This is a genomic window from Pontibacter actiniarum (assembly GCF_003585765.1).
Lineage (GTDB): Bacteria > Bacteroidota > Bacteroidia > Cytophagales > Hymenobacteraceae > Pontibacter > Pontibacter actiniarum.
This window is the reverse complement of the sequence record NZ_CP021235.1, coordinates 4628617-4647980: the sequence shown is the minus strand read 5'-3', so window position 1 is coordinate 4647980 and position 19364 is coordinate 4628617. Positions and strand designations below refer to the sequence as shown.

At 55.2% G+C, this 19364-nt stretch carries 13 protein-coding genes; 3 read left to right on the top strand and 10 right to left on the bottom strand.

Annotated elements, in window-relative coordinates:
• Positions 1-271: 271 nt before the first annotated feature.
• The 5 genes from CA264_RS20195 to CA264_RS20175 form a co-directional block, all read right to left on the bottom strand.
• The gene (locus CA264_RS20195) at positions 272-1684 is read right to left on the bottom strand and encodes a TolC family protein (protein WP_084196299.1); all 1413 of its coding nucleotides are present in this window, start codon (positions 1682-1684) and stop codon (positions 272-274) included.
• 19 nt (positions 1685-1703) lie between these two features.
• On the bottom strand, positions 1704-4802 hold the full coding sequence (locus CA264_RS20190) for an efflux RND transporter permease subunit (RefSeq protein WP_025609218.1): 3099 nt from the start codon (positions 4800-4802) through the stop codon (positions 1704-1706).
• A complete protein-coding gene (locus CA264_RS20185) occupies positions 4799-5860 on the bottom strand; it encodes an efflux RND transporter periplasmic adaptor subunit (protein ID WP_036777636.1) in 1062 nt (353 codons plus the stop codon). Before CA264_RS20185 ends, CA264_RS20190 begins: the two co-directional genes overlap by 4 nt.
• Before the next feature lie 501 nt (positions 5861-6361).
• On the bottom strand, positions 6362-6898 hold the full coding sequence (locus tag CA264_RS20180) for a hypothetical protein (RefSeq protein ID WP_025609216.1): 537 nt from the start codon (positions 6896-6898) through the stop codon (positions 6362-6364).
• A gap of 111 nt (positions 6899-7009) precedes the next feature.
• Positions 7010-7351 carry a hypothetical protein gene (locus CA264_RS20175; protein WP_025609215.1) on the bottom strand — a complete coding sequence of 114 codons (342 nt, stop codon included), beginning with the start codon at positions 7349-7351 and terminating at the stop codon, positions 7010-7012.
• A gap of 447 nt (positions 7352-7798) precedes the next feature.
• Between CA264_RS20175 and CA264_RS20170 the strand changes: the two genes are divergently transcribed.
• Positions 7799-8212, top strand: a complete 414-nt coding sequence (locus tag CA264_RS20170) for a BrxA/BrxB family bacilliredoxin (RefSeq protein WP_025609214.1) — start codon at positions 7799-7801, stop codon at positions 8210-8212.
• Positions 8213-8287: 75 nt separating this feature from the next.
• Here the strand turns inward: CA264_RS20170 and purD are convergent, their stop codons facing one another.
• Entirely contained in the window at positions 8288-9577 is a 1290-nt protein-coding gene (gene purD / locus CA264_RS20165; RefSeq protein ID WP_025609213.1) for a phosphoribosylamine--glycine ligase, read from the bottom strand.
• Positions 9578-9756: 179 nt separating this feature from the next.
• Positions 9757-11937 (bottom strand): DNA helicase RecQ, encoded by a 2181-nt coding sequence (gene recQ, locus CA264_RS20160; RefSeq protein WP_025609212.1) that lies wholly within the window; start codon positions 11935-11937, stop codon positions 9757-9759.
• Between the two features lie 66 nt (positions 11938-12003).
• Here recQ and CA264_RS20155 point away from each other — a divergent pair, with 66 nt between their 5' ends.
• Together CA264_RS20155 and CA264_RS20150 are read left to right on the top strand one after the other, a co-directional pair.
• Positions 12004-12975, top strand: coding sequence for a KpsF/GutQ family sugar-phosphate isomerase (locus CA264_RS20155; protein ID WP_025609211.1), 972 nt, complete (start codon positions 12004-12006; stop codon positions 12973-12975).
• A gap of 1 nt (position 12976) precedes the next feature.
• On the top strand, positions 12977-14053 hold the full coding sequence (locus CA264_RS20150) for a mannose-1-phosphate guanylyltransferase (protein WP_025609210.1): 1077 nt from the start codon (positions 12977-12979) through the stop codon (positions 14051-14053).
• A gap of 111 nt (positions 14054-14164) precedes the next feature.
• On the opposite strand, the gene rlmB is transcribed toward CA264_RS20150, so the two are convergent.
• The 3 genes from rlmB to CA264_RS20135 form a co-directional block, all read right to left on the bottom strand.
• On the bottom strand, positions 14165-15007 hold the full coding sequence (gene rlmB / locus CA264_RS20145) for a 23S rRNA (guanosine(2251)-2'-O)-methyltransferase RlmB (protein WP_025609209.1): 843 nt from the start codon (positions 15005-15007) through the stop codon (positions 14165-14167).
• Complete coding sequence (locus CA264_RS20140; RefSeq protein WP_237151148.1) at positions 14980-16215, bottom strand: GWxTD domain-containing protein; 1236 nt, start codon at positions 16213-16215, stop codon at positions 14980-14982. The genes rlmB and CA264_RS20140 overlap by 28 nt, the downstream gene beginning before the upstream one ends.
• Before the next feature lie 94 nt (positions 16216-16309).
• On the bottom strand, positions 16310-19261 hold the full coding sequence (locus CA264_RS20135) for a glycosyltransferase family 117 protein (RefSeq protein WP_025609207.1): 2952 nt from the start codon (positions 19259-19261) through the stop codon (positions 16310-16312).
• Between the last annotated feature and the right edge of the window lie 103 nt (positions 19262-19364).

The window sequence follows — 19364 nt, the reverse complement described above, 5'->3', positions numbered from 1 at the left end:
CTTATCTCACTGCCACATGTATTTTGGCACTTTGCGTCAAGTGTACAACTTGTCATTAAATTTAATACTAAAATATTTATCAGTGCTACATACATCTATCTTCCTTACCTAACCTATAACATGATTAGTAGTAATTATTGTAGCTATTGGGTAACACAACTCCATTGACTTCTGAAATAAAAAAAAAAGTTAAACTAACAGAATGCTGGTTAATACAAAAAGCATCGGAGCAACTGAAAACTACATTGCCTAAGTAACTATTAAAGTACAACTACTGCTCTATTGCCTCCTGTGCGCTGGCACCGGTCATTGCCTGCAAATCCGATAAAGCCAGGCGGTACCCTAGCCGGGCGGCATACAGGTCGGCTTCTGACTTGGCCAGGGCTGCCTGGCTTTCGAGCACGTCCTTTTTCAGGATGAGGCCGGCATCGAACCTGTCTTGCTTCAGTTTCAGCTCCTGCTCCCGGTACTGCACGGCTTGCCGGGCCACGGCAACCAGCTGCCGGGCCTGTTGCACCTTCCGGTAAGCCTGCTCTACCCGGCCTGTTACGTCCTCACGGGTGTTCTCCAGGTTCAGCTCCGCCTGCCTTTGCTGCGACTGACGCTGCTTTAAAACAGCTTTTCTCCTCCCGAAGTCAATGATGTTCCAGTTAGCCTGCACCCCGAAAAAGTAGTTATTCTCAGGCAGCACGTTCAGTATACTCTGATGCGTATAGCCCCCGATAGCATTCACATTCGGGATGTAGTCTTTTTTGGCTGCATTCACACCATAAGCGGCTTTTTGGGAGGTATGTTCGGCAATGCGCACATCGTAGCTGACCGTTTGCGCCAGTTGCAGGTACTCCTCCAGCGGCTGGAGCGGCACCTCTTCCTCCTGCACGCCGTCCAGGCGCAGACCGGTATCCGTTGGCAGGCCCAGCAGCTGGTTCAGGTCATAGGTATAATCCGCAACCTGGTGCTGTATAACCAGGAGCTTTTGCTGCTCGTCGGCAAGTGCTGCCTGCAAGCCTATTTTGTTCACCTCATCCGTTTTGCCGGCCAGCAGTGCACTCTCTACATCATATAGTTTCGCTTCTGTCAGCTGGATGTTCGCCTGTGCCTCCTCCTGCTGCTTTTGCGCAAGCAGCAGGCCGTAAAACAGCTGCTCCACCCCTTGCTTTACCTCCTGCGCAGCCTGAGCCGCCTTTGCCTCTGCAATCTTCACATCGGTTTGCGCTATTTTTACGCCCGTTCGTATCTTTCCTAACTGCGTGATGGGCTGCATAGCCAGGGCACTCGCCATGATCAGGTTGTGCTTGCTTTCCAGGATCGGGATATCGGTTTGGGGAACAAAGATGTTACTGTTCGGGTAAACCCCCAGTGCCCCCATCGGCAGCACCACGTCTTCGGTAACGCCATTGTAGGTGTAGCCCCCCGTAGCATAGACCAAAGGATACTGCCTGCTCTGCGCCTCCTTTACTTTTTGCTCGCTTTCCTCCACTTGCTCCCGGGCAATGCGCAACAGGCGGTTCTGCTCCAGGGCCAGGTCCTGCGCCTCCTGCAGCGAGAGAGTGCGGATATCCTGCGCGGCGGCCACATTTGCTGCCGCAAGTACAAGTATAAAGCAGCTGCACAGGCGCTGACGAATAAGTCTAAGACCTCTCCTACTGTGTTTGATGAAAGAGATGCGAAACGGTTTAGGCATGGTTTGTTCTTTCAAGGGTTTAATGACTGGCTTCGGCAAGAACTTGTTTGTCCTGCGGCTTAATAAAGACGACGAACAGCACCGGCACCACCAGCAGGGCCATCACCATCGAAAACACAACCCCTACGGCGATCACACTGGCCAGCGGGCTCCACAAAGGCGAGCCAGACAGGATCATGGGCAACACCCCGATAGCGGCGGCCATAGCCGTCAGGAAGATGGGGCGGAGGCGGCGCTTGCCTGCCTCTGCGGCTGCCGTAGGGATGTCCATCCCGTGCCGGATGAGCTCGTTGGCATAGTCTACCAGGATAATGGCGTTGCGCACCACAATACCCGACAAACTGATCAGGCCGATAAAGGCGGTAAAGCCAAAGGGGTTGCCGGTGATAATCAGCCCCAGCAAGGCCCCAAACAGGCTCAGCGGGATAGAGGCCATCACGATCAGCGCCTCCTTCAGGTTGCGGAACTGGAACAGCAGGATCATGAAAATGGCCACCAAGCTAATCCCCAGTGCCACCACCATCTGACTGAAAGTAGCTTTCTGGTTCTCGATCTCGCCGCCGTACTCGATGCGGTAGCCCGCCGGCAACGGCAGTTCGGCTATTTTAGGCTGTATGTCTTTCAGTATCTCGGAGGCCAGGGCATCAGGAGCCACCTCGCTCTGCACCGTTAGCGTGCGTACGCCGTTGCGGTGCACGATGCGGCCGGTTTGCCATTGCGGCTGCAGGTTGGCTATCTGCCGGACAGGCACACGCGCCCCGGTAACCGGCGAGGAGATAAAGGTGTTCTCCAGGTTGTTGAAGTTCTGGCGGCTCTCCTCATCCAGGCGCAGTACAATGTTAACGGGGTTGTCTCCCTCCCATAAAACAGAAACCGGTGTGCCCGCAAAGCCTGTGTTGATAGACGAGGCCACGTCATAGGTGGTAAAGCCCAGGCGGTTGGCCTCACTTTTCAGCGTCAGCCCTACACCGTAGTAGTCTTCCCGGAAGTTGGTGTACACTTCGGCGCTCCCCGGTGCGTCTTCTATAATCTCCTGCACCTGGTTTCCGATGCGCTTCAGCTCCCCCAGGTCGTGGCCCACGATGCGCACCTCTACGGGTGTTACCGTTGGGGCTCCCTGCTGCATCAGCCGCACACGCGGGCGGCCTTCCGGCACCAGCTCATCCACCTGGCGCCTTAGTGCGGCGGCAAGCTCCTCTGTTTCCTCGTTGCTGTGCGTGTTAACCAGTATCTGCCCAAAGTTGGTTACCGGCGGCTCCGGCGAAAAATTGTAGTAGAAGCGGGGGGCGCTCGTACCGACAAAGGTGGCATAGTCCGCCACACGTTCATCCTGCTTCAGCACATCCTCTATTCTGTTGACGGCCCGCTCCGTTTTCGCAAGCCTGGCTCCGGTGGGCATCCATACTTCCACCACAAACTGGGCGCGCTCGGCTGCCGGAAAGAACTTCTGCTTCAGGAGTGTGTACATGCCCCCGGCCGCCGCCACGGATACTATCGCACCGAAAATAACCGTGCGGCGGTGGACCATGCTCCAGTCCAGCGACCGGTTGTACACGTGCTGCATCCTGTCGAGCAGGGACACCTTCTTTTTCCGGTTCTCCAGCTGCTCCTGCTCAGGCTGCGTAGGCTCGTGCAGCCCTTTTTTGATAAACTTGTAGCACAGGTAAGGCGTCAGGAACATAGCCACCACAAAGGACGAGGCCAAAGCAATGGTGACGGTGACAGGCAAGGCAAAAATGAATTCCCCGGTAGAGCCGGTCAGGATAACCATCGGCAGAAAAGCGGCAATAATGGTGGCTGTAGCGGTAAGCACAGGCACTACCAGATCGCTGGCGCTGCGCCAGGCCGCCGTCCAACGCTCCACCCCCTCATCCAGCAGCTCCACATAGTTGTCGGCTATTACAATGGCATCGTCCACCACCATGCCCAGCACCACGATCAGGGCCGCCAGCGACACCTGGTGCAGCTCTATGCCAAAGGTATGCAGCAGGGCAAAGGTTACGGCAACGGTTACCGGTATGGCCATGGCGGCCACGGCGGCAATACGGAACGGCAACAGCAGCACCGTCACAACCACAACGGCAATAATCGCCAGGAAAAACTCCCGGATAAAGTGTGAGATGCTTTCGTCTACCACCTCGGGCTGGTCTACAACGGTGGTGAGCTGAACAGAGCTCGGCAGGTTCCGGGAAATCTGCGCCAGCTTGGCCTTGATGGTTTCGCCGAAGTCCACGATGTTGTTCCCTTCCTGCATCTCTACCGAGATCATCAGGGCCTTGTGTCCGTTTACACTAATCTCGGTGGTAGGCTCGGCATAGTCGCGCCGCACGTTGGCCACGTCTCCCAGGCGAATCACCTGCCCCGTTTGGGAGGTTCCCACCACCTGGTTCCGGATCTCCTGCACCGAAGTATAAGTGCCCTCTGCGTAAAGCGGCACTTCAGCACCTTCCGTTTTCACATTGCCGGTCGGGCTAATGGCGTTCTGTGCCTGTAGCACCTGCACTACCTGCGGCAGCTTCAGGCCGTACTGGGCCAGCTTTTCGGACTGCGAGGTAACCACAATCTGCTCCGGCTGCTCACCGTAGCGCTTAATTTTCGACACGCCCTCCACTGTTCGCAGGGCATCCTCTATGCTGCGGGTATACTCCTTCAGTTGGCTATAGCTCAGGCTGTCCGACTCCACCCCTATCAGCATGGCAACGGTATCCCCGAAGTCCGTGTTCACAATGGGCCCCTGCACCCCGCGTGGCAGGGCCAGGGCTTTGGCCACGTTCATCTCATGCCGAAGCTTTGACCAGAACACGTCCGGCTCCTCCACCCACTCCTCCAGCTCTACGTTTATCACCACGGCTCCGTCGCGGGTAGTCGAAAAGGTCTTTTCTTTGTTTACCTCCGCAAACTGAAAGAGGTACTGCTCCAGCTTGTTCGTGACCTGCTCTTCTACCTGAGCCGAGTTGGCCCCCGGGTAAAAAGCCAGCACCAGGCCTGCCCGGATGGTGATTTTCGGGTCTTCGCGGCGCGGCATGTTCAAAAGCGAGTTCAGGCCTACCAACACCACCAGGAACAAAACTGTAAGCGTTATCTGCGGATACCGTAACGAGGATTTGATGATGTTCATGCTTGTACCCTTTCAACAATTCTGATTGGTGCCGCATCGTTCAGGCGCTGCTGGCCGCCTGTCACCACGAGGTCGTTTTGCGTTAGGCCGGAGGTGATTTCTATGTTGTTGCCAAAAAAGCTGCCCACCGTTACGTTGCGCCGGAAGGCCTGGTTCTTCTGCCGGTCCACCACAAACACGTAGGTGTTGCCGCCTACATCGCGCAGGATAGCCTCACCCGGGATTACCAGCACTTGCTCTGTACGGTTAGAGGCAACCGTTGCCTCGGCCACCATGCCCGGACGGATCAGGTGCTTCGGGTTTGGCACGTTTATCTTGACGGTGTAAGCGCGGGAAGCAGGGTCTGCCACGGCCCCGATCAGCGCGACCTTACCGGAAAAAGTAGAGTCCAGGGCCGGTATGGTTACCTGCGCCTCCTGGCCCAGGGCCACCTGCCCCACTTCCGCCTCCGGCACCGAAGCCCGCACCTGAATCGGTTCTATACTTACCACCGAAAACAGCGGCAAGCCTTGTGATATGATCTCTCCGGGATCCGTACCGCGCCGGGCCACTACGCCGGAGATGGGTGCGTAGAGCTTTGTTTCCTGTAGGTTTTTGACCGCCAGTTGCTGCCTTGCCTTTACCTCCTGCAACGCTGATACGGCCTTTTGGTAATCAGCTGGGGCTATGCTGCCACGCTCGTGCATAATGGTCAAACGCTCATACTCGTCCTGCACCCTGCTCAGGTTGGCGTTGGCAATGTCTACGGCCAGGCTGTAGTCTCTGGGGTCCAGGCTGGCGATCAGCTGCCCTTTCTTTACCCGCTCCCCTTCCTGCACCGTTACCCTGTTCACCTTCCCGCTCACCATAAAGCCCATGTCCACAGCCGTTTCGGCCTCGGCAGAACCGCTTAGCCGTACCTGGCCACTTTCGTCTGTGCTTTTAACAGGCGTTACCACCACCGGAACAGCTGCAGCAGCTTCTTTTTCGGCATCGGTTGGCTCTTGCTGCCTGTCGCAGGACAGCAGCAAGGGCAGCCACAGGAATAGTAATAAAGCGCGAATGGAGAGGTGTTTCATGCGTGCACTTCAATATATTGTTTAAGAGTCTTTCTACGGACTACGGATAACGTATTGTTATCTTTTCTTTGCCCCAGGCACAAACCTCTGAATTACTTTCAGCTGCTCGGCAAGGCGCCGGCGCAAGAACACAACTACCCTGAAGCACTGCTTTGATGGCATTGCCACACATCTAAAGGCGAAGCGGCGGCAGGCGCGTGTTAGGTAGGGAAGGGATAGGGGCAGCAGTAGCAGTGTAAGCCTTCTCGCTTACAACCACATACATACTCCTGACACAAAAAGTTGGATTGCGGAGAGAACTGGTGGCCTCTCCTCAGCTTCGAGAGAGATGACACCTGTTTGCTTGGGTGTTCTGGTGTACCAGCGCGCGTGTAGAACTTACTGGTGCAGCGGTTAAAGAAGGCAGGCAGATGATGCAAATGGTGTTACAGGTGCTTTCGGGGGCCATGCTTCTATAACAGGAGCGGCACGGGAACGCCATTCCCCAGCCCGGTGAGCCCCCTATCCTACTGCGACAGCCGCAGTTAGTTTCAGAAGCTCCTCCTCCACGCGGGGAGACAGAATTGTGATAAAGATCTCGGATAGAGTGGGGTTAAGAACGGGCTTGTCATCCATCAGCGCAATAACCCCCAGGCGGTTTTCGTCAGGGTCACTCAGGGCGATGCCCATATAGCTCTCGATGCCAAAGCGCTTCAGCTCCTCGTCGTCAGGAAAGTACTTTTGTACCCCGTACGGGTAATAGCAAATCTGGTGGAACAGTGTGCTCTCGCAGGGAGAGCCTTTTACTTTGTAAGTATACACAGGCAAGACAGCGCCCTGATAGGTAAAGCCAAGGGTCTGTATTTCGTCATACGCATCAGAGGTAACCCGGCCAATGAGGGCATGCTTTACTCCCAGGCTACTGCTAATAAAACGGCAGGCATCATTGAAGAAATCATAGCCGACGTAGCTGTTTGTAAAGCCGATTGCTTTGTCCAGAGCGTACTCTTCTTCTGTGGTCCAGGCTTTTTGGGAAGTATAGGTTGCGCGGTGATTCATATCTAAGCTTCAAATATGACAACGCAAATTACAACCTTCCTGGCTACACCTTGTACTTTTCCAGTTAAATACCTAGACCTAGGTATACAGCAGCCTACGGCGGGAGCACAGCTAAGCAGCCATCTCTTCCTGCAGCTCATAGAGGCTTTTAAACTGCAGGAGCTGCTGCAGAACATGCTCCGGCAGGTTTAACTTAATATGGTCCTGCTGCAACTCCTCCCAGGAGTAAAACAGCTTCCAGGTCTGGGTGCCCCGGTACCTGATGAGTTCGTCTTCGGACAGGGGGCGCTCATAAAACGCCCGCAGCTCCACATCCTCCTCCCGCATCGGCACCTCCACTACATCCGAGTCGCTGTTGAGCACTTCAATGACCTCTGCGTTACGCTCTTTACTCGCAGGTAAGTAAAAATAGCGTGCACACACACTGCTATGGTAAGGGTGAAGCATAGACATAGTAATCCGTCTTTAAACATTCCGTTGCTAACACGTACTTTATCAGCCGCATAGCTACTCAAAAACCTTAGGCGCGAAGCAGGCAATACCTTTCATTAATGCAAATGAGCCTGGCTGTTGCCGTGTACCTGCTCCCTGTTGGAAGCTGCACTTCGAGCGTTTCATCTACAACAAAACTTCCTTACAAAAGTGCTATTAAACACCTCTAGGCGCACAGCCTGTTTTATCTCCTTAACGCCTTAGTATGTTATACAATTCACACCTTGCAGTTGTTGTGCCATATTAGAAACTTCATAAAACGTTCATACAAAATGTTTCTTTTGTCTCCTAAGCTCTGCCAGCGTTTTCAGGAGCTGCGCCTCATCCCCGCATCTGCGTGCAACTTTTGTTGCCCAGATTTGTTAACTTTGCAACACATTAAAAATTTAACCCAACGTAAAAATGGCAATGTACCCTGAATATATGGTTGCCCCTATCCGTGAGGACCTTACCTCAGCGGGTTTTGAGCAATTAATGACTCCTGAAGAAGTAGAGCAGGCAGTAAAAACGAATGGCACCGTACTGTTAGCGGTAAACTCTGTATGCGGCTGTGCCGCCTCCAAAGCACGCCCTGCGCTTAAAATGGCCGTGGCAGCTGCTGACAAGAAGCCAAGCAAGCTGGTGACGGTATTTGCCGGCATGGAGCAGGACGCCGTGGCAAAAGCACGTGAGCACATGCTGCCTTACCCACCGTCTTCCCCGTCTATCGCGCTGTTTAAAGACGGAGAGCTGGTGCACATGATCGAGCGTTACCACATCGAGGGCAACGAGCTGCACCGCATCGTGGATAACCTGAAAGGGGCGTTCGAGGCTTACTGCTAAGCCAGAGCCGCTATAAAAAAGGGAGGGCCGACAGATGATTCTGTCGGCCCTCCCTTTTTTATAGGCATTCGGCACTTATACGCTCAGTTTGCGCAGATCAAAGCCAATGTCGCGGCGGTAGTAGCGGTCTTGCCAGGTAATGGCCTCAGCGGCGGCATTTGCCTTCTCCAGGGCCTGCTCCATGGTATCGCCGAGGGCGGTTACGGCAAACACACGGCCGCCCGTGTTCAGCAGCTTCCCGTTTAACTGCTTTGTGCCAGCGTGGAACACCAGCACCCCTTCCGGCACGTTCTCCAGCCCGGAAATCTCCTTGCCCTTCTCATACCCCTCCGGATAGCCGCCAGAGGCAAGTATAACGGTGGTAGCGGTGCGCGGATCTATCTCCAGTTCAAACTCTCCCAGCTTGTGCTCGTGCAGCGCCTTAAACAGCATAAACAGGTCCGATTTGATGCGCGGCAGGATCGCCTCCGTCTCCGGGTCACCGAGACGCACGTTGTACTCAATCACATACGGATCGCCGTTCACGTTCATCAGTCCGATAAACAGGAAGCCGGTGTAGTCCAGCTGGTCTGCCTGCATACCGCGCAGCGTGGGCTCTATCACACGCTCCTTCACTTTCTGCATAAACGCCTCGCTGGCAAACGGAACCGGCGAAATAGCCCCCATGCCACCTGTGTTCAGCCCTGTATCTCCCTCCCCGATGCGCTTATAGTCTTTCGCCTCCGGCAGCAGCACGTAGTCCTTTCCATCGGTAAGTATAAACACTGACAGCTCAATGCCCTGCAGGTACTCTTCAATCACCACTTTGCTGCTGGCGTTGCCAAAGCGCTTGTTGCGCAGCATGGCATCCAGTGCATCAAACGCCTCCTCGTAGTCCTGGGCTATGATCACACCCTTACCAGCCGCCAGGCCGTCGGCCTTGATCACGGTCGGGTAGCTCTGCGTCTTCAGGTACTCCACGGCGTCCTTGAACGTGGCCTCTGTAAAGGTCTTGTAGCGTGCCGTCGGGATGTTGTGGCGCTGCAGAAAGGCCTTGCAGAAATCTTTGCTCCCCTCCAGCATGGCACCAGCTTTTTTAGGCCCGATCACCAGGATATGCTTCAGGTACTCCGAGCTCTGGAAGTAGTCGTGTATTCCCTCCACCAGGGAGTTTTCAGGGCCCACCACCACCATCATAATGTTGAAGTCGGCGGCGAACTTGCCCAGCTCCTCAAAGTCATGGATATCTACGGCAGCAGTAGTACCGAACTTGGCGGTACCGGCGTTGCCCGGGGCTACAAACACTTTATCGCAGAACTCGCTCTGGCTTAGTTTCCAGGCTATGGCATGCTCGCGGCCGCCAGAACCTATCACAAGTACGTTCATATTCTTGGGTTATCGATTAACGGGTAAATATCAGTAACAGGCACTGCTGCGAAGTTAAAGATTTATACTTGCACGCCCACCAAATTACGGTTTATACTTCACGATTTATACTTGCCTACGGCTAAAAGAAAAGCGGCCGGGGGTAACCGGCCGCTTGGGTGCTTTATGCTGCTGCAGCGTTAGTTGGCGTACTCTGACAGGAACTTGATGCGCATCAGGCGCAGGTCCTCCTCTGAGTAGTCGTCGGTGCCCAGCTCTTTCACGGCAAGGGCAATATTGTCCGTGCTGGCGTTCATGAAGTAGTCGTAGATCTCCTCCTGGCGCTCCTCATCCAGTACATTGTTAATGTAGTAGTTCAGGTTCAGCTTTGTGCCGGAGTAGCAGATGTGCTCAATCTCCTCGATCAGCTCCTGCATCGTCAGGTCCTTGGAAGCGGCAATCTCCTCCAGGTCCACCTTCTTGTCGATCTGCTGGATGATGTAGATCTTGATCTTCGACTTGTTAACGGTGGACTTCACCACCACGTCGGCAGCCGTCACGATGTCGTTCTCCTCCACATACTTGCTGATCATGTCCAGGAACGGCTTACCGAACTTCTGCACCTTGCCCATGCCCACGCCGGCAATATGCGCCAGCTCATCGCGGGTGGTGGGGTACACGGTGGCCATCTCTTTCAGCGACGGGTCCTGGAACAGCACGTACGGCGGCAGGTTCTTCTCCTTAGCCAGCTTTTTGCGCAGGTTTTTCAGCATATCGAACAGCACCTCGTCGTGGCCCGCTGAAGCCTGCGACTGCTCGTTCTCCTCGTCCTCCTTCACTTCCTGTTCGTAGTTATGGTCTTTGGTGAGCTGGATCGGGTGCGGGTTCTGAATAAAGTCCTCGCCCTTCTTCGTCAGTTTAATCACGCCAAAGCTGTCAATGTCCTTCTCCAGGAACTCCGAGAGCAGGATCTGGCGCAGCACGGAGCTCCAGAACTGGGCGTCGTGCTCCTTCCCGGCCCCGAACACTTCCAGCTTATCGTGGTCGTAGCTGGTTACGTACTGGTTGCGCAGGCCTGTCAGCACATGCGTAATATGGTCTATGCTGAAGCGCTGGCCGGTTTGCTGCACTGCCTTCAGCGCCAGCTGCACCTCCTGCTGCGCCTCAAAGCGCTCTTTCGGGTGCAGGCAGTTGTCGCAGAAACCGCAGTCTTTCTCAAAGGTCTCCCCGAAGTAATGCAGCAGCTGCTTGCGGCGGCACACGGCCGAGTCGGCGTAGGCGGCCATTTCCTGCAGCAGCAGCTTGGAGTTGTCGCGCTCCGTTACCGGCTTGTCTTTGTTAAATTTCTCCAGCTTAATGATGTCATCATAGCTGTAGTACATCATGCAGTTGCCTTCCATGCCGTCGCGCCCGGCACGGCCCGTTTCCTGGTAGTAGCCTTCAATCGACTTCGGCGTGTCGTAGTGGATCACAAAGCGCACATCCGGCTTGTCAATCCCCATACCGAAGGCAATCGTGGCCACAATCACGTCGGCGTCCTCGTTCAGGAAGGCATCCTGGTTGGCCATGCGCACGCTGGCATCCAGGCCGGCGTGGTACGGCAGGGCCTTGATGTCGTTCACGCGGAGCAGCTCCGCAATTTCCTCCACCTTTTTGCGGCTCAGGCAGTACACGATACCGCTTTTGCCCTTGTGCTTCTTCACATACTGAATCAGCTGCTTTTTGGTGTTATGCTTCGGCCGCACCTCATAGTACAGGTTGGTGCGGTTAAAGGACGATTTAAATACAGAGGCCTCATCCATCTGCAGGTTTCGCTGGATATCCAGCTGCACCTTTGGCGTGGCAGTGGCGGTCAGGGCAATAATAGGCAGGTTGCCGATCTGGTCGATGATCCCACGGATGCGGCGGTACTCCGGGCGGAAATCATGCCCCCACTCCGAGATGCAGTGCGCCTCATCAATGGCAACGAAGGAAATGTTGGAGGCGTGCAGGAACTCCACGGTCTCCTCTTTCGTAAGCGACTCCGGCGCCACGTACAGCAGCTTTACCTCCCCTGCCAGGGTCTCCTTCTTTACTTTATTTGTTTCTGATTTAGAAAGCGTTGAGTTTAGAAAGTGGGCGTTTACGCCAAAGGCGTTCAGCTGGTCCACCTGGTTTTTCATCAGGGCAATCAGCGGCGAAATAACGATGGCTGTGCCCGGTAAAGAAAGAGCAGGAAGCTGGTAACACAACGACTTGCCCGCGCCCGTAGGCATAATCACAAAGGTGTTCTTGCCGTTAATAATATTATTTATTATCAGCTCCTGATTCCCTCTGAATTGATTATACCCAAAAACTTCTTTTAATTTGTTCTTGAGATTTACCTCTTGTTGAATAGACATGTAATCTTGCAAAAATTTAATCTTGTTGCAACGCACTCCAAACGAGTGCCCTAACACAAATTTAACTTGAATCTCCCTAATAATATAGCTCTTACCGCAAAAAAAGTACTGAACGCCGAGGCCGAAGCAATCGCCAGACTGGCAGATTTTATCGACGAAGAGTTTGAAAACTGCGTCAAAGCTATCCTGCAGCTGAAGGGGCGCGTAGTGGTGACCGGCATTGGCAAGAGCGCCAACATCGCCCAGAAGATCGTGGCCACGCTCAACTCCACCGGCACGCCGGCCCTGTTTATGCACGCCGCAGACGCCATCCACGGCGACCTGGGCATGATTCAGCCCGACGACTTCGTCATCTGCATATCCAAGAGCGGTAACACCCCTGAAATAAAGGTACTAGTTCCTTTGCTAAAGCGCAAAGGTTCTAAGCTGGCAGCCCTTGTTTGCAGCACCGATTCTTACCTGGCCCAGAGTGCCGACTTTGTACTTAACGCCAATGTGGAGCGCGAGGCCTGCCCGCACAACCTGGCCCCCACCACCAGCACCACGGCCTCGCTGGCCCTGGGCGACGCCCTGGCGGTAAGCCTGCTGGAGGCACGCGGCTTTAGCAGCTCCGACTTCGCGACGCTGCACCCCGGAGGCTCCCTGGGCAAGCGCCTGTACCTGAAGGTGGAGGATATTTATACCCAAAACGAGGCACCTAGCGTAAAGGAAGACGCAACGCTCAAAGAGATCATTATCGAAATCTCCTCGAAGCGCCTGGGGGCCACAGCCGTGGTTAAAAAGGACTCGGAAGAGCTGGTCGGCATCATCACCGACGGTGACCTGCGCCGCATGCTCAACAAGTATGAGGCGATACAGGCGATCACCGCCACTGACATCATGACGCCGGCACCGCTCACCGTTGAGCCCGACTGCTACGCCGCCGAGGCCATGGCCATTATGCAGGATAAAAGTATAACGCAACTCATTGTCACAAAATCAGGTAAATTCGAGGGCTTCGTGCACCTCCACGATTTACTCAAAGAAGGACTCGTATAACATGGATAAAAACACCTACGTGGTTATTATGGCCGGCGGCATCGGAAGCCGCTTCTGGCCATTCAGCCGTACGAATTACCCCAAGCAGTTCCACGATGTGTTAGGAATCGGCGAAAGCATGCTGCAGATGACTGCCAAGCGCTTCGCGGACGTTTGCCCCCCTGAGAACGTGTTTGTGGTAACCAACAAGGATTATGAGGCCCTGGTAAAGGAGCAGCTGCCGCAGCTGACTGATAACCAGGTGCTGCTGGAGCCAATCGGCCGCAACACCGCCCCCTGCATCGCCTACGCCTCCTATAAAATCGCGCAGCTGAACCCGAACGCCAACCTGGTGGTAACACCGGCAGACCACGTAGTGCTGAAGCAGGATGTGTTTACCGAGGTGATTAAAAACGCCGTGGCCGCCGCCTCTCAGGACGACATCCTGATTACGCTGGGCATCACCCCAAGCCGCCCTGACACGGGCTATGGCTATATCCAGTACATCGATGAGGAGAACGCGAAGATCAAAAAGGTAAAGACCTTTACCGAAAAGCCGAACCTGGAGCTGGCGCAGATGTTCCTGGACAGCGGTGACTTTGTATGGAACTCCGGTATCTTTATCTGGAGCGTGAAGAGCATATTAAACGCATTCCAGCAGCACCTTTCTGAGATAACCGAAATTTTTGATGAGGGCACGGGCGTTATGAACACGCCGCAGGAACAGAACTTCATCACCAAGGCTTACTCCCATTGCCGCAACGTGTCCATCGACTACGGCATTATGGAGAAGGTGGACAACGTGTATGTTTTGCTGGCGGATATTGGCTGGTCTGACCTGGGCACCTGGAACTCGCTCTACACCATAAATGAGAAAGACGAGAACGGCAACGTGGTGGACGGCGAGGTAATGCTCTACGACACCAAAGACTGCATCATTAAAACCCCGAAAGAGCGCCTGGTCGTACTACAGGGGCTGGAAGACTACATTGTGGCAGAGTACGACAACGTGCTGATGATCTGCAAGAAAACAGAGGAGCAAAAGGTAAAGGAGTTTATGGCCGACGCCAAGTCCAGGAAAGGCGTGGACTACATTTAAACGCTGCCAACGCTGCTTCTTGATAAACGACGAAGGACAAAAGAGGAAAGACCATAACAGCCTTTCCTCTTTTGTCCTTCGTCGTTTTAATCCTTTATCTTTTTCTCAGGCCTACATCGGCTCCAGCTTGTTCAGGCTGGCGTAGCCTCCGTCCCTCAGACGCTGAATCATGGCTTCGTACAGGATGATGCCTGTTGCCACGGATACGTTGAGGGAGCCGATCTGGCCCATCAGCGGGATACGCAGCTTCACATCGGCACGCTTCAGGTACTCCGGCGAGATACCATCCTCTTCGCTACCCATGATAATGGCCGTAGGGCCAACCATGTCCACGGCATAGTCTGACAGCTGGTGCTCTGTTTTCTCGGTACAGGCCACCACCTGGAAGCCGTACTCTTTCAGGTACTCCAGGGTATCTTTCAGGTTTGGCTCACGGCACACCGGCACAATGTTCAGCGCACCGGCAGAGGTTTTCATGGCATCCGCGTTGATTTGCGCCCCGCCGCGGCTTGGGATCACGATGGCATCCACGCCCATGCACTCGGCGTTCCGGGCAATCGAACCGAAGTTGCGCACGTCCGTTACGCGGTCAAGTATCAACACGAGTGGGTTTTTGCCCTGCTCAAACAGCGACGTGATAATTTCGTTGAGAGGCTGGTAAGTAATAGGCGAAATAAAGGCCACCGCTCCCTGGTGGTTTTTGCGAGTGAGGCGGTCCAGCTTCTCCACCGGCACCATCACCACCGGTACTTCAAAGCGCTTGGCCTGGGCTACAATCTCATCCGTGGTGGAGTTGCGGGAACCGCGCAGCAGGAAAACCTTCTCCAGCTCTTTTCCGGCCGCAAACGCCTCCAGTATTGGGCGCGAGCCAAAAATCATCTCGCTTTTATCTTCTTTGGGTGTTCTGGGGCCACCGTGGCGGTTGCCTACAAATTTGTCTTTCCTGCTCTCCATTTTGCAACTGTGCTGTACCAGCTGTCCTCGTACTCGCGGCGCCGTATCAGCTCATAATAATTTTCGGTAAAGTTATTCTCTTTTTTTGTAAAAACGAACTTGATGTACGGCGCCGTTTCAGACTCGCGGTAAACCCAGGTGATATTCGGCCCCACTTCGCTCACGCTGCTGGGCCTGCCGTAGATGAGATATATCATGCCGCGGTCGGTGGCCCAGCCTGCCTTGTGCGCCGTAAAGAGCTTATTCGCCATCTCCACCCGGCTGTAGTATGTCCGGATCAACTCCCGGCCCCGCCTCTCGCTACCCCCCACCTGCAGCCAGAAATTGTCCACGGCCGCCTTGGGGTCGTCGGCCTGCAGCAAGGCCTCCCGCTCCTGGGACGTCGTCAGGTAGATCAAGGGCGGGATCAGCTCCTCCGCCTTCGTTATCTGCGGGTAGTTGCCCGACAGTGCCAGCACCCCCTGCGAGGAGGCGGAGCCGGGCTTAAAGAGGTACAGCCCCTCCTCCGTAAAGCGCAGTGTATCGGACGGGCCAACGGTACGGGAGCTAACGGCCGAAATGGTGCGCGGCACAGGCGGCTTCTGCATGCTCATGGGCGGCGGCGCAGGCCTGAAGTCCAGTTCGAAGCGCTCTACCCGCAGCAGGCTGTCGCCGTTGCCGTACTGGCGCGCCAGCAGCTTGTCCGAGGTGGTGATAAAGTTCTGAAACAGCGGCTTGCCCGACTTGGCATGCACCAGCCGGAAGTCCTTCTGCATCATCTCCTGCCGCAGCGGCACCTTAAACCTCACGCCCATCCGCTCCTGCCCGGACAGCACCTGCCAGACCTGCAGGTGCAGCACGTTCGGCTCCTGCACAACGCGCGCCGGGAGGCCCATTTGCAGGTGCAGCTGCCCCTCTACATCCGTTATCTTCCGGTCGGGCATGTCGATGGAGTCCTGAAGCAAGGCGGCATCCCTTTCCGACAGGCCGGCCCTGACAGCGTACTCGTAGGAGGAGGTGGACTGCAGGATATCCAGCACCTGCTGCACATCCTCGAATTTAAAGAGCAGAAAGAGGCTGTCGTTCTTCGCGTAGTAGCTGTGCTCCATCGAAATGTCAGGGACTTCCTGCTGCACCCGGACGGGCTCCAGTCTGTTCGTGCCACGGTAGCCCCCGCAGCCTGATAGCACACACATCACCAGACAAAGCAGCAAGTATAAATACCTCATTGTAAAGCAGCTATAGTTTTATCCCAGGAAAAGAAAAAAGCCGGATGGCGCAAGGGCGATCCGGCTTTTTGTACTGATAATGAGGCTATTTTGTTTAGCGGCGCATGCGTTGTAAATACTGCATAAACTGCTGTTGCAACTGCAATGCTCTGTCCTGCATGCCCAGCTCTTCGGCTGTGCCGATCAGCTGCTGCAGAATCACCATGTTCACCTGTATCTCCTGGTCGAACAGGGCACCTTTGGCGAAGTAGTAATCCAGCGCCTTCTGCGAACCCTGCGCCATTAGCTCCAGCAGCTCCTTGGCCTTCTCCTCCTCGCCCAGGGCGGCATAGATCGGGATAAACTGCGGCGTGTAATAATCATACGGCACTGTGTCCAGCGGCAGCACCTCGAAGCAGTAGTCCACCAGCTCCTTGGCGCGCGCTTCGTTTCCGTCTTCCAGGTATGCCACGGCCAGCGTCGCGAACTTATCGCGGGCGTTAGCCGAGAAGCGGTAATAGTTGTCGTCGTAAAAGATATCCGGGTTGTCGAAGTTGCGGAACATGAACTTCTTCATCATGTTCTCATACATCACCTCTTTGTTCACCAGCCCCGGGCCATCTTCTCCCGCTCTCACAGGCACCACGCGGTAAGCCAGGCCCTCCAGCTGGAAGTAGCCTGACAGGCCAATGTAGTCGGCGCTGTTCACGGTGGTGGAGAAGTAGACAGGGCGCTTCCAGTCGTTGGTCGCCAGCAGGTCCAGCATCACCAGGTGCTTCTTCTCAAGCAGGGATTTGGTGATGGTCCACTGCATGCGGTCCACGATCTCGTTTTCGTAATCCTTGGCCACAAAGCCCATCTCCTTCACCTTCTCCTTGTCTACGTTGAGGAAGAAGTTGTGCGTTGGCATGGTGAGCAGCGTAGTGCCCGCGCCGTACTGCACCTGCAGGGCCGGGTGGTTCTGCTTGATCAGGGCAATGTACTGGTCCAGGTCGATACCGGCCGTTACCTGCGGGCGCTCCACATACGGCAGGAAGTCGTTTGTGCCCTGGCGGTAGTTCTCTTCCCCCAGCGTCAGCGGCCACGGATCGGACAGGTAAGACTGCTGCTTCATCTGGTCGATGTACCAGTCGGTGTTCAGGTAGCTCAGCACGGCCACGCGCACATCCGTACGGTATCCTTCCACCTCCTGGGCATACCAGAGCGGGAAGGTGTCGTTATCGCCGTTCGTAAACAGGATCGCGTTCGGAGCGCAGGAATCCAGCAGGTTTTTGGCAGAATCCACGGACTGGTAGCGGTCAGAGCGGTCGTGGTCGTCCCAGCCTTCGGCAGCCATAATGCCCGGTACCGCCAAGCAGGCGACAGTCGCCACGGCAGCACGGGTCGTTGTGTTTTTAAGCCCTCTGCCCAACAGGTCGGCCAGCCCGAGCACTCCCAGGCCAATCCAGATACTGAAGGCGTAGAAAGAGCCTGCGAAGGTATAGTCGCGCTCGCGCGGCTCCACCGGTGGCTGGTTCAGGTACAGCGCAATAGCGATACCGGTAAAGAAGAACAGCAGGCCCACGACAAAGGCGTCGCGCTCATTCTTGCGCACCTGGTAAATCAGGCCAAGTATGCCCACCAGCAGCGGCAGCAGATAGAAGCAGTTGCGGGCTTCGCTCTCCAGCACACGCGGCGGCGCGTTCGGGTCGTCTTTGCCAAACCACAGCACGCCGGCGTTCTGCACATCGCTCTCACGGCCCACGAAGTTCCACAGGAAATAGCGCCAGTACATGAAGCCCAGCTGATAGTTCAGCATAAAGCTCAGGTTCTGGCCAAAGGTCGGCACCTGGCCCTCGCGCAGGTTCACCCATTTCTTATAGGCCTCTATGTGCCCCGGCTGGTCGCTGTAGATGCGCGGCAGCAGCACTTTATCTTTAGAGTCATACACCGGCTCCACCTTGTTGCCGGTAATAATGTACTTGTCTTTCCCTTTTACATAGCGCGGGGCGCCCTCTTCCTGTGCCACCGGCTGCGCATTGTACTGCGGGCCGTACAGCAACGGGCGGTCTCCGTACTGCTCACGCTTCAGGTAAGCCACAAAGGTCAGGATGTCGTCCGGGTCGTTCTCGTCAATTGTCGGCTCGTAGGAGGAGCGGATCGGGATCATCAGGTAGGAAGAATAACCTATCAAGACGAACACCAGCCCGAGCAGCGCCGTGTTGAGCACCCGGATGTTGTTTTTGATGGAGTAGCGGATGCCGAAAACAATGGCAGCGATAAACAGCACCAGGAACACGATGATACCGGAGCTGAACGGTAAGCCAAAGTCGTTTACAAAGAGCACCTCAAACCAGCCGGCCACAGAAGGCAGCCCCGGGATAATGCCCCAAAGTATGGCTACCACAATCAGGGCACTGATGGCAAAGGCTATCACGCCGCCCCAGAAAGAAGGCTTGTAAAGTCGGAAATAATAGATGAAGCCCAGTGCCGGAATGGTTACCAGGTTCAGTAAGTGCGCGCCAATAGAAAGGCCCACCAGGTACGCGATCAGGATCAGCCACTTATCTGAGTGCGCCTCGCCTACCTTAGCCTCCCAGCGCAGGATGGCCCAGAACACGATGGCTGTAAAGAACGAGGACATGGCGTACACCTCGGCCTCCACTGCCGAGAACCAGGCAGAGTCGGAGAAAGTATAGGCCAGCGCGCCCACGGCACCGCTGCCTATCACCAGGATAATGTTACCTGTGGTGGGCACTGCGCCCTCCTTCACGAGCAGCTTGCGCGCCAGTATGGTAATGGTCCAGAACAGGAAGAGCACGGTACCCGAGCTGCACAGCGCCGACAGCAGGTTTACCCACCAGGCCACTTGCGTAACATCGGAGGCAAACATGGAGAACAGCCTGCCCATCAGCAGGTAGAAAGGCGCTCCCGGCGGGTGAGGCACCAGTAGCTTGTAGGAACAGGCAATAAACTCACCGGCATCCCAGAAGCTGGCCGTCGGCTCCAGCGTAAGCACGTAAACGGCTGTCGCGATCAGAAACACGACCCAGCCTGCAATATTATTTATCTTCCGATAGTCCGTCATAGCTATAGTTGATTCAGCCCCGAAAATAATAAATATTGTAAAGCGGCCGGCGATTTTTAGAAGTTTATAATGAAAAAGCCGACCAACTGGCCGGCTTCCTATA

Coding starts and splice junctions, on each gene's coding strand:
- CA264_RS20195 (WP_084196299.1), bottom strand. CDS start 1,684: ATGCCTAAACCGTTTCGCATCTCTTTCATCAAACACAGTAGGAGAGGT.
- CA264_RS20190 (WP_025609218.1), bottom strand. CDS start 4,802: ATGAACATCATCAAATCCTCGTTACGGTATCCGCAGATAACGCTTACA.
- CA264_RS20185 (WP_036777636.1), bottom strand. CDS start 5,860: ATGAAACACCTCTCCATTCGCGCTTTATTACTATTCCTGTGGCTGCCC.
- CA264_RS20180 (WP_025609216.1), bottom strand. CDS start 6,898: ATGAATCACCGCGCAACCTATACTTCCCAAAAAGCCTGGACCACAGAA.
- CA264_RS20175 (WP_025609215.1), bottom strand. CDS start 7,351: ATGTCTATGCTTCACCCTTACCATAGCAGTGTGTGTGCACGCTATTTT.
- CA264_RS20170 (WP_025609214.1), top strand. CDS start 7,799: ATGTACCCTGAATATATGGTTGCCCCTATCCGTGAGGACCTTACCTCA.
- purD (WP_025609213.1), bottom strand. CDS start 9,577: ATGAACGTACTTGTGATAGGTTCTGGCGGCCGCGAGCATGCCATAGCC.
- recQ (WP_025609212.1), bottom strand. CDS start 11,937: ATGTCTATTCAACAAGAGGTAAATCTCAAGAACAAATTAAAAGAAGTT.
- CA264_RS20150 (WP_025609210.1), top strand. CDS start 12,977: ATGGATAAAAACACCTACGTGGTTATTATGGCCGGCGGCATCGGAAGC.
- rlmB (WP_025609209.1), bottom strand. CDS start 15,007: ATGGAGAGCAGGAAAGACAAATTTGTAGGCAACCGCCACGGTGGCCCC.
- CA264_RS20140 (WP_237151148.1), bottom strand. CDS start 16,215: ATGAGGTATTTATACTTGCTGCTTTGTCTGGTGATGTGTGTGCTATCA.
- CA264_RS20135 (WP_025609207.1), bottom strand. CDS start 19,261: ATGACGGACTATCGGAAGATAAATAATATTGCAGGCTGGGTCGTGTTT.